Below are 17,355 nucleotides of genomic sequence, written 5' to 3'. Positions count from 1 at the left end.
GCATTATAGGCACTTCTCCTGGCCTGACAAGGGGTAATTGCAAAAAAAATCACAAGTGCGTTTTTTTTCACCCCATCGTTTATTTACTGCGCTGTTTTATCGCGTTTGGCAGGTCGGCAAGACTATCAATTATCCAGTCAGCCAGTTTTTCACTCTCTTCCGTAATCGGTTTTCCGGTGCGAACCAAAACTTTGGTGCCTACACCCGCAGAAATTGCCGCCTGCATATCTTCTGCTTTATCCCCCACCATATAGGAAGCCGCCATATCGATATCTAAATGATGCTGTGCCGCTTCCAACATTCCTGGCTTAGGTTTACGACAATCACATTGCTGGCGATACTCATCACTGCCAACATCAGGATGATGAGGACAAAAATAGATGCCATCCAAATCAACACCACGATCAACCAAAGACCAATCCATCCACTCGGTCAACCGCATAAACTGATCTTCAGTGAATTTACCTCGTGCAATACCAGATTGATTCGTCACCAGAACCAAAGCAAACCCCATCCGCTTTAATTCAGACATGGCATCAATGACACCATCAATAAACTGGAATTGGTCGATTTCATGCACATACCCATGATCAACATTTATGGTACCGTCACGGTCAAGAAAGATTGCTGGAACGCTTTGTGCCACTTAAATTTGCTCCTGATAACGTAAATTACCGCGTAGTATCGCATGTTTTCATCTTCAGAGAGAATGACGGCCATGACAATCTCCATTGACTTAGACGTCTAGACGCCTTAACATCCCGTCCACATTCTGGCCTGTATATAATGATATTTATCCGGCCACCGTTATTATCGATAAAATTTATGATAGAAATTTCTAATATTACCAAGACGTTCCAGCAGAACGGACGAACGATTACCGCACTCGACGACGTGAGTCTTCGCGTTCCTGCAGGACAAATATATGGTGTAATTGGTGCTTCCGGAGCGGGTAAAAGCACATTGATTCGCTGTGTAAATTTGCTGGAGCGTCCGACTCAGGGAAAGGTATTGGTTGATGGGCAGGATCTGACTCAATTGTCAGAAAGCCAGCTAACGCGAGCTCGTCGCCAGATTGGCATGATTTTCCAACACTTCAATCTGCTTTCCTCACGAACTGTTTTTGGCAATGTGGCATTACCACTTGAACTGGATAATATGCCTAAAGCAGAAATCAAACAGCGCATACATAATTTACTGGAGTTGGTCGGTCTGTCGGATAAACACGATGTCTATCCAACAAATCTTTCTGGCGGACAAAAACAACGAGTAGCCATTGCCAGGGCGCTGGCTAGCGCGCCTAAAGTGCTGTTATGCGATGAAGCCACCAGCGCACTGGATCCGGCAACCACACGATCTATTCTTGAACTGCTGAAAGACATTAACCGTCGTCTGGGATTAACAATTTTACTGATCACCCATGAAATGGATGTCGTGAAACGCATTTGTGACCAGGTCGCCATTATTAGTGATGGTCGTCTGATTGAGCAGGACACGGTAAGTGAGGTTTTCTCTCATCCCAAGACACCCTTGGCACAAACGTTTATTCAGTCAACGCTACATCTGGATATTCCTGATGACTATCTGGAACGGATGATGCCAACACCCAAGCTGGGAAGTTTACCATTGTTGCGTATGGAGTTTACCGGCCAATCGGTTGATGCACCTTTGCTGTCTGAAATAGCCCGACGCTTTAATATCAACAACAACATTATCAGTGCTCAGATGGACTACGCCGGTGGCGTGAAATTCGGCATCATGCTGGCAGAAATGCACGGCGAAGTAGCAGATACTACTGCCGCAATTCAGTTCCTGAAAGATCACCATGTAAATATCGAGGTATTGGGTTATGTCTGAAGCAATGATCTGGTTACTTGCCCGCGGTGTCTGGGAAACCGTAATCATGACGCTTGTTTCCGGTTTTTTTGGCTTTGTACTTGGATTACCTGTTGGTGTTCTTCTTTATATCACCCGTCCAGGGCAAATTATCGCCAACCCTAAAATCTACCGTAGCATCTCCGCGCTGGTAAATATTTTCCGCTCGATTCCATTCATCATTTTACTCGTTTGGATGATTCCATTTACCCGTATAATTGTCGGTACAGCTATCGGGCTACAAGCGGCAATGGTTCCATTAACTGTCGGTGCAGCGCCGTTTATTGCCCGCATGGTAGAAAATGCGCTGTTGGAAATTCCGACTGGTTTAATTGAGGCGGCCCGGGCGATGGGAGCCACACCGATGCAAATAATCAAAAAAATATTGTTACCCGAAGCGCTACCAGGGTTGTTCAATGCTGCCACCATCACATTGATAACGCTGGTGGGCTATTCTGCTATGGGAGGCGCGGTCGGTGCTGGCGGATTAGGTCAGATTGGTTACCAGTACGGCTATGTCGGGTATAACGCCACAATAATGAATATCGTATTAGTCTTGTTAGTTATTTTGGTTTATCTAATTCAATTCTGTGGTGATAAGGCAGTACGGGCAGTCACACACAAGTAATTGTTCAATAGCCATGCACTCATCAAGTGCGTGATGGAAAGACTCTGAAGCTGAGGTAAGGAAATGGCAATTAAATTGAAATCTATCGCTACTGTTGGCGCCTTGATTGGTGTATTGGCATTAGCCGGTTGTGATCAGAAACAAAAAGATCCCAACCACATAAAAGTGGGCGTTATCGTTGGTGCCGAGCAACAAGTCGCTGAAGTTGCACAAAAAGTTGCTAAAGAGAAATATGGGCTGGACGTTGAACTGGTTACCTTCAACGACTACGTTTTACCTAACGAGGCGCTAAGCAAAGGAGATATTGATCTCAATGCATTCCAGCATAAACCTTACCTCGATCAGCAAATCAAGGATCGTGGTTATAAACTGGTTCCGGTTGGTAACACCTTTGTCTATCCCATTGCCGGTTACTCTAAAAAGATCAAATCTCTGGACGAACTGCAAAACGGTGCACAAATTGCGCTGCCAAATGATCCAACCAATCTAGGACGCTCACTATTACTGCTGCAAAAAGTGGGGTTAATTAAACTGAAAGATAACGTCGGACTGATGCCAACAGCACTAGATGTGACAGAAAACCCGAAAAATCTGAAGTTGGTTGAACTGGAAGCGCCACAATTGCCGCGATCACTGGATGACAACCAAATTGCGCTAGCAGTGATTAATACTACCTATGCTAGCCAGATTAACCTGACACCTGCCAAAGATGGTTTGTTCGTGGAAGACAAAGACTCTCCATATGTCAATCTACTCGTCGCTCGTGAAGATAACAAAGATGCCGAAAATGTAAAAAAATTCGTGCAAGCTTATCAATCTGAAGAAGTGAACCAGGCAGCAAATAAAATCTTTAACGGTGGTGCAGTTAAAGGCTGGTAAACTCACACTTACGTCATGTAAATAAATAACAAGACGGGCTTTAGCCCGTCTTGTTATTTATTTAATAGCTTGCTTCAATAGCCTCACCTAAAAAACCAGAGGGAAACCTATGCGTTCTATACTCTTTCTGATGTTAGCCTTTTCGCTGACCGGATGTTCTCTGCTAAATAAATCGATGCACCCAGCGCCCAAACAGCCAGTTCATACAGCCACTGAACACTCTCCCAAAACCAAACCGGTTTACCGCCCAGTACACGCTGTTCTGTATAAAAATGCCGAAGAGCTAGTCGGTAAACCATTCCGTGATATGGGGGAAGTTTCAGGATCATCTTGTCAGGTAAGCGCTCGGGACACACCACCCAACATAGCCAGTGCACAGAAAAGAATGCAAAGTCGTGCTGCGGCTATGAAGGCAAACGCGGTTTTGTTGCATGACTGTCAGATCGTCAGCAGTATTGCAGGTTGTTATCGTCAGGCAATTTGCCAAGGTACAGCACTGAAAGTTTCTGAATAATGAGCCAATTCATCTTCAATCAGATCGGTGTGATCCGCTCACCTTATAAAGAGAAATTCGCCGTTCCACGACAACCCGGTCTTATTGAAGATGGTAGTGGCGAGTTGTACCTTACTCCGCCTTACAACCACCCGGAAACAGTGCGTGGACTTGGTGACTTTAGCTATATATGGTTGCTCTTTATTTTTCACCAAACATTGAATGCCGGTTGGCATCCTACAGTGCGCCCCCCACGGCTCGGCGGGAATACTCGTGTTGGTGTATTCTCCTCTCGGTCAACATTCCGCCCCAATCCTATTGGTATGTCACTGGTTAAATTAAAATCCATTCGTATTGAAAAAGATGTTGTTGCCCTTGAGTTAGGCAGCCTTGATCTGATTGATGGAACGCCCGTTATTGACATCAAGCCTTATATTCCCTTTGCAGAAAGTAAACCACAGGCAAAAGCAGGCTTTGCCCAATTGGCACCAGCGACAGACATGTCAGTAACTTTTACGCCTTTAGCAGAACAACAACTTGCGGCCTGTCAGCACAAATATCCCTATTTACGCCGTTTTATAACTCAAGTGCTGGCACAGGATCCTCGTCCCGCTTATCGCAAAAATGTGGCAGACTCGAGAGAATATGCCGCATTACTGTTAGAATTTAACGTCCGATGGCGGATAACTGACGAGCAAACAGAAGTAATATGCTTGGACCCGAGCTAAAAACCCCGGTCTTCTCTTTTGAGTAACCGTTCACACTGGTAAACTAGGCCACTTTTTATGTCTTTGGCTGAATTGCAGCCAATGATATCTATCGTTCTGACGGAACTAAAACATCATGCGTACAAGTCAATATTTGCTCTCCACATTGAAGGAGACTCCCGCCGATGCAGAAGTCATCAGCCATCAGCTAATGCTGCGTGCCGGGATGATTCGTAAACTGGCCTCAGGGCTTTACACGTGGTTGCCGACCGGATTACGGGTTCTGAAAAAAGTCGAAAACATTGTGCGAGAAGAAATGGATAACGCCGGTGCTATCGAGATATCCATGCCTGTCGTCCAACCTGCAGATTTATGGCAGGAAAGTGGCCGTTGGGAACAATACGGCCCAGAACTACTTCGTTTTGTCGATCGCGGAGATCGCCCGTTTGTCCTGGGACCAACACATGAAGAAGTGATTACCGATCTGATCCGCAATGAAATCAGCTCGTACAAACAGTTGCCACTGAATTTTTACCAAATTCAGACTAAATTCCGTGATGAAGTCCGCCCACGTTTTGGTGTAATGCGCGCCCGTGAATTTTTGATGAAAGATGCCTATTCCTTTCATACATCACAGGAGTCGTTACAGGTGACTTACGATGCCATGTATGCCGCATATAGTAAGATTTTCAGCCGTATGGATCTGGATTTCCGTGCAGTACAGGCTGATACCGGCTCTATTGGAGGCAACGCATCCCACGAATTCCAGGTTCTGGCTGGCAGTGGAGAAGACGATATCGTCTTTTCCACGGAGTCCGCATATGCCGCTAACATTGAACTGGCAGAAGCAGTTGCCCCCATGGCAACACCCGCAGCAGCAACGGAAGAACTGCGACTGATCGATACACCGAACGCGAAAACCATCGCGGAACTGGTTGAACAATTCAACGTACCAATAGAAAAAACGGTCAAAACTCTGCTAGTCAAAGCCACCGAAGAAAGTGGACATAAACTGGTGGCACTGCTAGTTCGTGGCGATCACGAACTCAATGAAGTGAAAGCCGAAAAATTTGAGCCGATTGCCAACCCGTTGACATTCGCCACTGAAGAAGAGATCCGTGCCACCATAGGCGCTGGTCCAGGTTCTCTAGGCCCGGTTAACTTACCGGTTCCGGTGATTATTGACCGCACGGTGGCGGCGATGAGTGACTTTAGCGCTGGTGCCAATATCGATGGTAAGCACTATTTTGGTATCAACTGGGAACGCGATATGGCATTGCCACAAGTTGCCGATATCCGCAATGTTGTTGAAGGAGACAGAAGCCCGGATGGTAAAGGCACGCTGTTGATCAAACGCGGTATTGAAGTAGGCCATATATTCCAACTTGGTACAAAATACTCCGAAGCGCTGAAAGCCACAGTGCAAGGTGAAGATGGACGTAATCAGATCCTGACAATGGGGTGCTACGGTATTGGCGTTAGCCGCGTTATCGCCGCTGCTATTGAGCAAAATCATGATGACCGCGGTATTATCTGGCCAGAAGCGATTGCGCCGTTCCATGTGGCTATCCTGCCAATGAATATGCATAAATCCTTCCGTGTGCAGGAAATGACGGAAAGTATTTATCAGCAGTTACGGGCTAAAGGAGTTGATGTTTTGTTGGATGACCGTAAAGAACGTCCTGGGGTGATGTTTGCCGATATGGAGCTGATCGGGATCCCACATACCATCGTTATCGGTGACCGTAACCTTGATAACGAAGAGGTTGAATACAAGAATCGCCGTAACGGCGAGAAACAGATGCTTAAAACCAGTGAAATTGTGGATTTTCTGCTGGCGCGGATTTTCCATTAATCCACTGTTTATCACTGAATAGTCGCTAAGCGTAGTATAAAAAATGGTGGGTAACCCCACCATTTTTTATTTTTCAGAACAGCCAGTGAATATTATTCACGAAACAGCTCTTCAATATCCAATCCTTGTACCTGCAATATTTCACGCAGGCGCCGCAATCCCTCAACCTGAATCTGGCGAACACGCTCGCGTGTTAATCCGATTTCACGACCAACATCTTCCAGCGTAGCGGCTTCATACCCCAGCAAGCCAAAACGACGAGCCAGAACTTCACGCTGCTTGGCGTTCAGCTCAAACAACCATTTAACGATATTTTGCTTCATATCGTTATCCTGAGTTGTATTTTCAGGTCCGTTATCTTTTTCGTCTGCCAGAATATCCAGTAACGCTTTTTCCGAATCCCCACCCAATGGAGTATCAACGGAAGTAATGCGCTCATTCAAGCGTAGCATGCGGTTAACGTCATCAACCGGTCTATCGAGCTGTTCGGCAATTTCTTCCGCACTCGGCTCATGATCCAGTTTATGAGATAATTCACGCGCGGTACGAAGGTAAACATTAAGTTCTTTAACGATGTGAATAGGCAAACGAATAGTGCGAGTCTGATTCATAATTGCTCGCTCTATGGTCTGCCGAATCCACCAAGTAGCGTAGGTTGAAAAGCGGAATCCTCTTTCCGGATCAAATTTTTCAACTGCCCGAATCAGACCGAGATTTCCCTCTTCTATCAGGTCAAGCAGTGCCAGTCCGCGGTTGTTGTAACGGCGGGCAATTTTCACCACCAACCGCAGGTTGCTTTCGATCATACGGCGGCGTGATGATACATCACCACGCAACGCGCGCCGGGCAAAATAAACCTCTTCTTCAGCGGTTAAAAGAGGTGAATAGCCAATCTCTCCTAAATAGAGTTGCGTTGCATCTAAAACTCGCTGGACAACACTTTGTGATAGCAACTCATCTTCTTGCGAGTCATTATCATTAGTCTCTTCTTCTGTCAGCGCTTTGTCATCAAATACATCAATTCCATTCTCGTCGAAATCAGTATCTTCATGTAACTCGTTAACTTTCAGCGTACTTTGGCTCATAAGTGGCTCCTACCCGTGATCCCATGGCAGAATACCGAAATACCCTGCCCGATTTATCGCTGCGAAAGAAAACGCAGCGGGTTTACGGATTTCCCCTTGTAACGAATTTCAAAATGTAAGCGTACTGAACTGGTTCCGGTGCTACCCATAGTAGCGATTTTTTGCCCCGCCTTTACCTCTTGTTGTTCCCGGACCAGCATGGTTTCGTTATGGGCATAGGCGCTCAGGTAGTCATCATTATGTTTGATGATTATCAGATTACCGTAACCGCGCAACGCGTTGCCCGCATACACTACACGCCCGCCAGCGGTAGCGACTACAGGTTGCCCACGTGAGCCAGCGATATCAATCCCTTTATTTCCCCCCTCAGCGGCTGAGAAATTATCTATGACTTTCCCTTCTGTAGGCCAACGCCAACCAGTGATAGCAACATTACTGCTGCTGGGTACTGGCCTCGGTTCGGCAACAGGAGCCGACGCCCCTGCCTTGGGTAACATCTTACCCACATTCTTTTTACCCGAATTTCCAGAATACGCATTAGTCGATTGAGAATCAACCTGAGAAGTTTGCATCTGCCCGTTTCTGGTTGCATTCACAGGTAACATGTGACCACTATTACTGGCCATTACCTGTGAACCATTAGCGTTCATATTGTTGCCCAGCGTCAGTGTCTGGCCGACATTCAGACTATAAGGTTCTGAAATGCCATTGCGCTGAGCCAGCTCCCGGTAATCATTACCGCTGATCCAGGCAATATAAAACAGGGTATCGCCGCGCTTGACGATATAGTTAGTACCGGTATAACTGCCTTTCGGAATATTACTGTAGCTGCGGTTATAAACTATCTTGCCTTCATGAGTGGTAATATTGGAAGAGCTTGGTGAAGTAATGCGCGGAGTCGGAGAAGACATCATGCCTCCCCGACTTCCAGTGCCACCATTCACACTGCTGATCGGTGCCGATCGATTGTTACTGTTAGAACAACTAGCTAATCCTGCAACAATAACCATACATGCAGCGATCTGTTGCCAATTCATTATTTGGCCTCCCATGCGCCGAACTCCCCTATAACCATAAAATTTACTATTCTATCCAGCCAGTGATATCCCTCATCCGTAGAAAAGTCGCTGAACTCTGGTAATTTATTCTGTATTCAGAATGAGAAAATGTACTTTTTCATCAAGGCATACAAGCCAATCTAAAAAATAATGCAATTCTGTGATGCTAGCGATATCAACAAATTAGTACAATAAACACGTGTGTTGAAATCTTAAAGGCTGAGAACATTTAAATGATGATTTGCCACGGTATCAGGCAAGCTCACCTTTGACCAGCGGAACAAACCTAACAGCTTCAACGGTCTGAACGATATATTCACCGTTATGGTGTTCTACCACCTGCAACATTTGCTGCTGTTCACCCACCGGTAATACCATAATGCCACCTTCATCGAGCTGCTCCATCAACGCGGTAGGAATTTCAGGTGGCGCAGCCGTGACGATTATGGCATCAAAAGGGCCTTTTGATGCCCAGCCTTGCCATCCATCACCATGACGTGTAGATACATTATGCAGATCGAGCTGTTTAAGGCGACGTTTGGCCTGCCACTGTAGTCCTTTAATACGTTCGACTGAACATACATGTTGAACCAGGTGAGCCAGAATTGCAGTTTGATAACCGGAACCCGTGCCTATTTCCAATACTCTTGAAACGGGTGTTAACCGTAAGAGTTCGGTCATTCTGGCAACCATATAAGGCTGAGAGATCGTTTGGCCAAAACCTATTGGTAGCGCTGTATTTTCATAGGCTTTATGTTCAAAAGCCTCATCAACAAAGCGCTCCCGAGGTACGGCAGCTACCGCCTGTAACAGACGCTCATCCTGAATCCCCTGCTGATGCAACTGCGCCAGCAACGTTTGCATACGCTTGTTTACCATTCCCCGCAAACCTCAGCGCTAGCTAACCTTATCAACGTATCTATCCTCTAAAGAAAGGGAATATATCTCTGTAACATCAAGAAAATATTCAGATATTCTAAAACTGAAAAAGGTAAACTCGTGTTGAATGAGGCAGTAATGTCTGCCGCCTACTGTGCCTGTAGCACAATTTCCCTTACTACGCTGGTGGCAAAACTTCCCGCTGGAAGCCAAAAGCGTAATTGAACCGTCATCTTATCCTGCCATTCCCACTGCAATTCCCGAGGATAAAGTAAAACGGCACGACGAGCGGGCTCTACCCGCTCACGCTGTAGTAATGACAGCAGCAATGGTTGTGTCTGCAGACACTGTTGCTCAAAGTCTAGAGCCGCATCTTGCGTACCTAACGCACCATCGCCAGGCAATGGCGCCGTAATCTGTAATGTGCCCTGTTCGACACGCTGCTGTAGAGCAGTTAGCTCATCCTTCTGCGCCACAAACCAACTGCCTCGACCCGTCAATTGTAAAGCATCACCGCAAAAAACCACTTTCTCCTGTTGCTGCGCCAAGCGGGCGCTGGTAACACAGTTAAAGAGTTCACTACGGCTGGCAGAAAGATAAAAGCTGCGTTTACTACGTTCTTTCACCAGGATGTCATTACTCGCCCAACGCCGGGCCTGATCAAGGTTATTGCCCTCGCGGCCAAACCGCTGACTACCGAAATAATTAGGCACGCCAGCAGTAGTAATACGTTGCAAACGATCTTCTACCGATTGTCGATCGCTGATGTGACGCAATACCAGCGTAAAGGTATTGCCTTGCAGCGCGCCTATACGCAGTTTACGACGGTGTCGAGCAGCCTCAAGAAGCTCACATCCTTCCAGTTCAAATGCCTGCAGATCCGGAGTTTCTTTTCCTGGTAAATGGAGACAAAACCATTGTTCAGTAATCGCATGACGATCTTTAAGACCAGCATAACTGACAGCACGCGCAGGAATATGAGCAAACTTTGCCAGCGCTTCGGCCACAAATACAGTATTACATCCCCGTTTGCGTATTCGTACCAACAGATGTTCGCCTTCGCCATCTGGTTGGAAACCGAGATCCTCGACCACAATAAAATCGTCAGCAGTGGATTTCATCATCCCTGTTGACTGTGGTTTTCCATGCAACCAGGTAAGCTCATCGGCAGTGTTCATCGTTACCATGCCACGACCCCGGCAGAATCATCTTTTAACAACAATACGACTGCTTCACAGGCAATGCCCTCGCCACGACCAGTAAATCCTAGTTGTTCAGTCGTGGTCGCTTTGACATTCACATCATCCATGTGGCATTGCAGATCTTCCGCCAGATTGACACGCATTTGTGGAATATGCGGAGCCATTTTAGGGGCCTGGGCAATGATGGTGACATCCAGATTTCCCAGACAGTAACCTTTATCTCTGATACGTTGCCATGCATCACGTAGCAGTTCTCGACTGTCTATATTTTTATAAGCAAGGTCGGTGTCGGGAAAGAGTTTACCGATATCGCCCAGAGCAGCCGCACCCAACAACGCGTCGGTGATGGCATGCAACACGACATCACCATCAGAATGGGCCAACAATCCCTGAGCATAGGGGATACGAACACCACCGATCACCAGTGGACCTTCGCCACCAAATTTATGGACATCGAAACCGTGACCGATACGCATCGCGCATTCTCCTTTTAGGTAATTTTTTGATTTTTAAAACTATTGGTCAGATAAAACTCAGCTAAAGCCAAATCCTCCAGACGTGTTATCTTGATATTATCCGATCTGCCACTGACAATCTGTGGATGATAACCGCAGTACTCCAACGCTGATGCTTCATCAGTGATGGATACGCCATCATTCAGTGCCCGCTGAAGGCAGGTTCTGAGCAAATCCAGAGGAAAAAGCTGCGGAGTTAAGGCATGCCAGAGATCATCTCGCTCTACTGTATGCTCAATCAACCCGTCTGAACTGCGCTTCATCGTATCACGAACAGGAGCAGCCAGAATGCCACCTATCTCACTCTGTTCTGTCAGCGCCAACAGATGATCCAGATCATCTCGATGCAGACATGGACGAGCCGCATCATGTACCAGTACCCATTCGGTCTGAGTCACATGCAGCAAACCCGCCAAGACGGAATCCGCACGCTGTTTGCCACCGGTCACCACTGCGATCTGCGGATTATTTGCCAAAGGAAGAGAATAAAAATAGCCATCATCGGCACTGATGACTACGATCACCTGCCGAATACGAGGATGCTGTAGCAACGCGTCAATAGTATGTTCGAGGATGGTTTTGGAACCGATAGTCAAATACTGTTTCGGACGGTCACTTTTCATCCGGCTACCATTGCCAGCAGCCGGCAAGATAGCAACGACCTCATGCGGGGGAGCAATCAGAGTAGACATACCTAGCGTAATGTTGGGCTGGAGGATGGCGCAGGTAGCGCGGTAGTGGCCGTGTGACGGCCAGATTGATCAGGGACCAGACGATAGAAACTTTCACCAGGTTTAATCATTCCCAGCTCATTACGTGCACGCTCTTCGATGGCTTCCTGTCCACCATTAAGATCATCGATTTCAGCAAACAACTGCTCGTTACGGGATTTTAGTTTGGCGTTATTCTCCTGTTGAACAGACACACTATCTTTCACCCGCACGTAATCATGGATACCATTTTTGCCCAGCCACAGTGAATACTGTAACCAGCCAAGTATTATTAACAATAACAGCGTAAGTTTTCCCATTCCGCCCCCTGAAAAGCCATCTAATCATCCCATAACTTTTATCCAGACTCCACAGTGCATCAACAATTGCTGAATACATGAGAGAGAAAAAAGCCGCTAAATAGCGAAGAAAGAGAGGAAAGGTGAATTTTTTACAAGACAACACAATTCAACAAAGAAGTGGAACGGAGGAGAATCGGGGGGAATAATCGCTGATAAAACGACTAACACAGCCTCTGAATGATCACCACCAGCCGGTAATTAATGCAAATACCAGCCAGAACAGCGATACCGTCGTGATCCCGCTGCACAAAATCATCATCGTGGTATTTTCCTGCCACAATATACTGTAAGCCACGCCAATCAACACCGATAACGGCATCAGCGCCAGGAAAAAAGGCCAAGTGTATAGCATCAGAAACAAAGTGACATTCAGGCCGTAGACCAAAAAAGGAAGGACAAACGCCAGCCAATAGAAAGAGAAACCAGCGATAGCCCCCATAAACGGATAGGATACTTGAGTATCCTCATCCCGCCGATGGCTGGCTTCACTACCCAGTAATGGTGTGACATTCTGCATAATCTTTATCTTTCCCACGGTCTCCCTATCATCAAACGCCTGATGATATTTTCACAAGGAGATCAAGGGTTGATAATAGCTCGACCCTGCAACATATCTAACAATTGAGAGATCAAATGTGTTACCAATTGTTCTCCATCTAAATGCAATTCTGGCAGCTCAGGGGCCTCATAAACAGCGTCAATGCCAGTAAAATTACGCAACTCACCCGCACGGGCTTTCTTGTACAACCCTTTGGGATCGCGTGTTTCACAGATCGCCAGTGGCGTATCCACAAAAACTTCAATAAATGGCTGACCATCCAGCAAATCACGCACCATTTCCCGCTCAGCGCGGTGCGGTGATATAAACGCCGTTAACACAACCAGACCCGCGTCGACCATTAATTTAGATACTTCGCCTACTCGGCGGATATTCTCCCGCCGGTCATCATCACTGAAGCCTAAATCACGACATAGACCATGCCGGACATTATCGCCGTCCAACAGATAGGTACTGACGCCTTTTGCATGCAGCGCCTGCTCCAGCGCGCCAGCCAACGTAGATTTACCAGAACCGGAAAGTCCGGTAAACCACACCACGGCACCACGGTGTCCATGCCGGTGTTCTCGATCAGTTCGTGTAACCGCATGAGGATGCCAGACAATATTCTCGTCAGCAGACGCCATCACTCGGGGAGAATATTCAGACACGCTATTTCCCTCCCAACAGATCACGCGCACCCCAATGAGGAAAATGACGGCGGACTAACGCATTCAACTCCAGCTCAAACGCACTATGCGCATCAGGATCCTGATACGGCTGTTCAATCACTTCACGTACCAGGCCCGCACCCACCGTGACATTGGTTAAACGATCAATAAAAATCATGCCGCCGGTAACAGGATTCTGTTGGTAATTATCCAATACCAGCGGTTCATCAAAAGTCAGTTCAACCAGCCCAATACCATTCAATGGCAAAGCATCCGTCACACGCTGCGTCAGCGTATTGATTTCAACCTGATACTGGATATTTTCCACCCGGGCGCGAGTGTTCTTACCCGCAATCTTGATATTGTAACTTTGGCCCGGCACTAACGGTTGTTCCGCCATCCAGACCACATCCACCTGCGCACTTTGTACCGTATTCAGGTTTTCAGCACTGTCCACCAGCAGGTCTCCCCGACTGATATCAATTTCGTTTTCCAGTACCAATGTTATGGCTTCTCCCACTTGCGCCATCTGCAAGTCACCATCAAAGGTGACAATTCGGCTGATGGTGGACTCAACGCCAGAAGGTAACACCTTGATACGATTACCGACGCGGACGACTCCCGAAGCCACGGTTCCCGAGTAACCACGAAAATCCAGATTAGGGCGGTTGACATACTGCACAGGAAAACGCATCGGTTGTTCCAGACTACGTGGAATCACGTTGACCGTTTCCAGTACATCCAGCAAGGTCGGTCCAGTGTACCAATTCATCGTCTCACTGGGCGAAGCTACATTGTCACCATCCAGTGCAGAAATGGGCACAAAAGTAATATTCAGATCGGTAGGCAGTTGCTGGGCAAAATCCAGATAATCCTGTTTGAATTGTTCAAAAACGGCTTGCTGGTAATCCACCAAATCCATTTTATTCACCGCGACCACCAGATGGCGAATGCCCAGCAAGGTGGCAATAAAGCTATGCCGCCGAGTCTGATCCAACACACCTTTACGGGCATCAATCAACAGAATGGCCAGCTCACAAGTAGAAGCTCCTGTCGCCATATTACGCGTGTACTGCTCATGGCCCGGCGTATCAGCAATAATAAATTTACGCTTCTCGGTAGAGAAATAGCGATAAGCCACATCAATGGTAATACCCTGCTCACGTTCTGCCTGCAGACCATCCACCAGTAATGCCAGATCCAGCTTCTCACCCTGGGTGCCAAGCCGCTTGCTGTCACTATGCAGTGTGGAGAGCTGATCTTCATAAATCTGACGGGTATCGTGCAACAAACGCCCGATAAGCGTACTTTTGCCATCGTCGACGCTGCCGCAGGTCAGAAAACGCAGCAAACTTTTATTCTGCTGTGCTTGGAGGTAAGCCTCGACACCGCCCTGTTCAGCGATCTGTTTTGCTATTACATGATTCATGCGACCGATTCCTCAGAAATACCCTTGACGCTTTTTCAGCTCCATTGACCCGGCCTGATCGCGGTCGATCACCCGTCCCTGACGCTCACTGGTAGTAGAGACCAACATCTCTTCAATGATTTCCGGCAATGTTTGTGCCTGCGACTCCACCGCCCCCGTCAGCGGCCAACATCCCAGAGTACGGAAACGCACCATACGTTGTGTAATCACCTCACCCGGTTGCAGATTGATACGATCGTCATCCACCATCAGTAACATGCCATCACGCGACACAATTGGACGTGGAGCCGCCAGATAGAGCGGGACAATATCGATATTTTCCAGATAGATGTATTGCCAGATATCTAGCTCAGTCCAGTTAGACAGCGGAAACACACGGATACTTTCACCTTTATTGATCTGTCCGTTGTAGTTGTGCCACAGCTCCGGACGCTGGTTTTTAGGATCCCAGCGGTGAAAACGATCACGAAACGAATAAATACGTTCCTTGGCACGCGATTTCTCTTCATCCCGACGTGCGCCACCAAAGGCGGCATCAAAACCGTATTTATCCAGTGCCTGCTTTAACCCTTCGGTTTTCATAATATCGGTGTGTTTGGCACTGCCGTGTACAAAGGGGTTAATTCCCATAGCAACGCCCTGCGGATTGCGGTGTATCAGCAATTCACAGCCATAGGCTTTGGCCGTGCGATCACGGAATTCGTACATGGCGCGGAATTTCCAACCAGTATCCACGTGCAGTAATGGAAACGGCAGTGTTCCCGGATAAAATGCCTTACGCGCCAGATGGAGCATGACTGATGAATCCTTGCCGATCGAATAGAGCATTACCGGGTTACCAAATTCAGCCGCCACTTCACGGATGATGTGAATGCTTTCTGCTTCTAACTGCCGTAAATGCGTGAGTCTTTTTTCGTCCATAATCGTACCTTAAGACAAATTCACGACGACCGGACGGTGTTCAACCGTAGCCATCTGCGTTTGTGTATGTTCACCAAACCAGGCGATATGCTGGTGTAAATTGACCACTTCGCCGATCACCAGCAAAGCTGGCGTCGGGGCTTGCTGCGCCAGTTGTTCCAATGTTTGCAATGTGCCGATCAGGACCTGCTGATCACGTCGTGTACCACGACTAATCACCGCCACGGGCGTTGTCGCCTCACGTCCGTGAGTAATCAACTGATGGCTGATCTCCGCCGCCTTGACCGTTCCCATATAGATCGCCAAAGTCTGACGCCCACCAGCTAGTGCAGACCAGTCCAAAACATCACCATCAGGACGACAATGACCGGTGATAAACACGACGCTCTGGGCATAATCCCGATGCGTCAGCGGAATACCGGCATACGCTGTTGCTCCCGCTGCCGCCGTAATTCCCGGCACCACCTGAAATGGAATTCCTGCCTGTGCAACATGTTGCAACTCTTCGCCACCACGGCCAAACATGAACGGATCGCCGCCTTTCAGACGCACGACGCGTTTCCCCTGCTGCGCCAACGTGACGAGCAGTTGATTAATCTCTTCCTGAGGTAGCAGATGCGCACTAGCACGCTTACCGACACAGATGCGTTCCGCATCCCGGCGTATCAATTCCAATACATCCGAACTGACCAGATGGTCATACAGCACGGCATCAGCCTGCTGGATCAACTGTAAACCGCGGAGTGTGAGTAACCCCGCATCCCCCGGGCCGGCACCAACCAGCGCCACTTCGCCCTGCACTGACTGAGGTTGTTCGAGCTGCTGCTGTAGCTCCTGCTCTGCCTGCGCTAATTGTCCGGTGGCGATTAAACTGGCAAAGCGTCCGTTGAAAATACGCTCCCAGAAACGCCGGCGTTCTGTTATCGATTGCAAACGTTGTTTGATTCGGGCACGCCAACTACCCGCCAATTGAGCCATTTGCCCCAAGCTGGAGGGTAATAACGCTTCCAATTTTTCGCGCAACATCCGTGCCAGCACCGGTGCTTGTCCACCAGAAGAGATCGCTACCAGCAAAGGAGAACGGTCGACCAACGAAGGGAAAATAAACGAGCATTTTGGCTGATCATCCACCACGTTAACCAACAACTGATGCCGATTGGCGGCATCAAATACTACCGCGTTCAATTCAGTATCATCAGTCGCCGCGATGACCAGAAAAACACCGTCTAACTGCAATGGCGTAAACTCCTGGGCAATCCAAGCGATCTTTCCCGTCTGCTGCTGCATACTGAGTGGCTCACACAATGCCTTAGCCACCACTTTCACTTCAGCGCCAGCACGGTGAAGCAGTTCAATTTTACGCGTTGCCACTTCGCCGCCACCGACGACAAGTACGGGGCGATGCCGGAGATCAGCGAATAAAGGGAGATAGTTCACAGAGGCCTTTACTAAGCTAAAAAAATCATAAAGTGACTATAAAGTGTATGGGGAAGGGTTATGAAATGCCGAATTAGAATGATAAGTTCCGTAATGGAATAACGAGTTATT

Annotated in this window: 19 protein-coding genes; 6 read left to right on the top strand and 13 right to left on the bottom strand. The window is 47.7% G+C overall.

Annotated elements, in window-relative coordinates; genetic code table 11:
- Positions 1-79: 79 nt before the first annotated feature.
- Positions 80-646, bottom strand: coding sequence for a D-glycero-beta-D-manno-heptose 1,7-bisphosphate 7-phosphatase (gmhB, locus tag RS889_RS04680; RefSeq protein WP_021017504.1), 567 nt, complete (start codon positions 644-646; stop codon positions 80-82).
- 179 nt (positions 647-825) lie between these two features.
- Here gmhB and metN point away from each other — a divergent pair, with 179 nt between their 5' ends.
- The 6 genes from metN to proS all read left to right on the top strand — a co-directional run bounded on the left by metN (position 826) and on the right by proS (position 6,437).
- The gene (metN, locus tag RS889_RS04675; RefSeq protein WP_315709529.1) at positions 826-1,857 is read left to right on the top strand and encodes a methionine ABC transporter ATP-binding protein MetN; all 1,032 of its coding nucleotides are present in this window, start codon (positions 826-828) and stop codon (positions 1,855-1,857) included.
- A complete protein-coding gene (locus RS889_RS04670; RefSeq protein WP_315709528.1) occupies positions 1,850-2,503 on the top strand; it encodes a methionine ABC transporter permease MetI in 654 nt (217 codons plus the stop codon). The genes metN and RS889_RS04670 overlap by 8 nt, the downstream gene beginning before the upstream one ends.
- Before the next feature lie 63 nt (positions 2,504-2,566).
- Entirely contained in the window at positions 2,567-3,382 is an 816-nt protein-coding gene (locus RS889_RS04665) for a MetQ/NlpA family lipoprotein (protein ID WP_290180375.1), read from the top strand.
- Between the two features lie 109 nt (positions 3,383-3,491).
- Positions 3,492-3,896, top strand: a complete 405-nt coding sequence (gene rcsF, locus RS889_RS04660) for an Rcs stress response system protein RcsF (protein ID WP_315709526.1) — start codon at positions 3,492-3,494, stop codon at positions 3,894-3,896.
- Positions 3,896-4,603, top strand: a complete 708-nt coding sequence (tsaA, locus tag RS889_RS04655) for a tRNA (N6-threonylcarbamoyladenosine(37)-N6)-methyltransferase TrmO (protein WP_315709525.1) — start codon at positions 3,896-3,898, stop codon at positions 4,601-4,603. Before rcsF ends, tsaA begins: the two co-directional genes overlap by 1 nt.
- A 115-nt stretch (positions 4,604-4,718) precedes the next feature.
- A complete protein-coding gene (proS, locus tag RS889_RS04650; RefSeq protein WP_315709524.1) occupies positions 4,719-6,437 on the top strand; it encodes a proline--tRNA ligase in 1,719 nt (572 codons plus the stop codon).
- Between the two features lie 92 nt (positions 6,438-6,529).
- Here proS and rpoS read toward each other — a convergent pair whose 3' ends face one another.
- From rpoS to cysG, 12 genes are all read right to left on the bottom strand, one after another.
- Positions 6,530-7,522 (bottom strand): RNA polymerase sigma factor RpoS, encoded by a 993-nt coding sequence (gene rpoS / locus RS889_RS04645; RefSeq protein WP_021017511.1) that lies wholly within the window; start codon positions 7,520-7,522, stop codon positions 6,530-6,532.
- Positions 7,523-7,575: 53 nt separating this feature from the next.
- A complete protein-coding gene (nlpD, locus tag RS889_RS04640) occupies positions 7,576-8,574 on the bottom strand; it encodes a murein hydrolase activator NlpD (RefSeq protein ID WP_315709523.1) in 999 nt (332 codons plus the stop codon).
- Between the two features lie 258 nt (positions 8,575-8,832).
- On the bottom strand, positions 8,833-9,459 hold the full coding sequence (locus tag RS889_RS04635; RefSeq protein ID WP_315709522.1) for a protein-L-isoaspartate(D-aspartate) O-methyltransferase: 627 nt from the start codon (positions 9,457-9,459) through the stop codon (positions 8,833-8,835).
- Positions 9,460-9,608: 149 nt separating this feature from the next.
- A complete protein-coding gene (gene truD / locus RS889_RS04630; RefSeq protein ID WP_315710920.1) occupies positions 9,609-10,637 on the bottom strand; it encodes a tRNA pseudouridine(13) synthase TruD in 1,029 nt (342 codons plus the stop codon).
- A 2-nt stretch (positions 10,638-10,639) separates the two neighbouring features.
- Positions 10,640-11,137 (bottom strand): 2-C-methyl-D-erythritol 2,4-cyclodiphosphate synthase, encoded by a 498-nt coding sequence (gene ispF, locus RS889_RS04625; RefSeq protein WP_315709520.1) that lies wholly within the window; start codon positions 11,135-11,137, stop codon positions 10,640-10,642.
- Positions 11,138-11,151: 14 nt separating this feature from the next.
- Complete coding sequence (ispD, locus tag RS889_RS04620; RefSeq protein ID WP_315709519.1) at positions 11,152-11,868, bottom strand: 2-C-methyl-D-erythritol 4-phosphate cytidylyltransferase; 717 nt, start codon at positions 11,866-11,868, stop codon at positions 11,152-11,154.
- 2 nt (positions 11,869-11,870) lie between these two features.
- Positions 11,871-12,206: a cell division protein FtsB gene (ftsB, locus tag RS889_RS04615; protein ID WP_315709518.1), complete on the bottom strand. Its 336-nt coding sequence runs from the start codon at positions 12,204-12,206 to the stop codon at positions 11,871-11,873.
- A gap of 223 nt (positions 12,207-12,429) precedes the next feature.
- Entirely contained in the window at positions 12,430-12,765 is a 336-nt protein-coding gene (locus RS889_RS04610; RefSeq protein ID WP_037382533.1) for a DUF3561 family protein, read from the bottom strand.
- Between the two features lie 62 nt (positions 12,766-12,827).
- Positions 12,828-13,433, bottom strand: coding sequence for an adenylyl-sulfate kinase (gene cysC, locus RS889_RS04605; protein ID WP_315710918.1), 606 nt, complete (start codon positions 13,431-13,433; stop codon positions 12,828-12,830).
- A 25-nt stretch (positions 13,434-13,458) separates the two neighbouring features.
- A complete protein-coding gene (cysN, locus tag RS889_RS04600) occupies positions 13,459-14,886 on the bottom strand; it encodes a sulfate adenylyltransferase subunit CysN (protein ID WP_021017520.1) in 1,428 nt (475 codons plus the stop codon).
- A gap of 12 nt (positions 14,887-14,898) precedes the next feature.
- Positions 14,899-15,807, bottom strand: a complete 909-nt coding sequence (gene cysD, locus RS889_RS04595; protein ID WP_021017521.1) for a sulfate adenylyltransferase subunit CysD — start codon at positions 15,805-15,807, stop codon at positions 14,899-14,901.
- 9 nt (positions 15,808-15,816) lie between these two features.
- Positions 15,817-17,244: a siroheme synthase CysG gene (gene cysG / locus RS889_RS04590; protein WP_315709517.1), complete on the bottom strand. Its 1,428-nt coding sequence runs from the start codon at positions 17,242-17,244 to the stop codon at positions 15,817-15,819.
- Between the last annotated feature and the right edge of the window lie 111 nt (positions 17,245-17,355).

This window comes from Brenneria uluponensis, from assembly GCF_032395385.1.
Lineage (GTDB): Bacteria > Pseudomonadota > Gammaproteobacteria > Enterobacterales > Enterobacteriaceae > Prodigiosinella > Prodigiosinella aquatilis.
The sequence above is the reverse complement of the archived record's forward strand: the minus strand, read 5'-3'. Positions and strand labels throughout refer to the sequence as shown.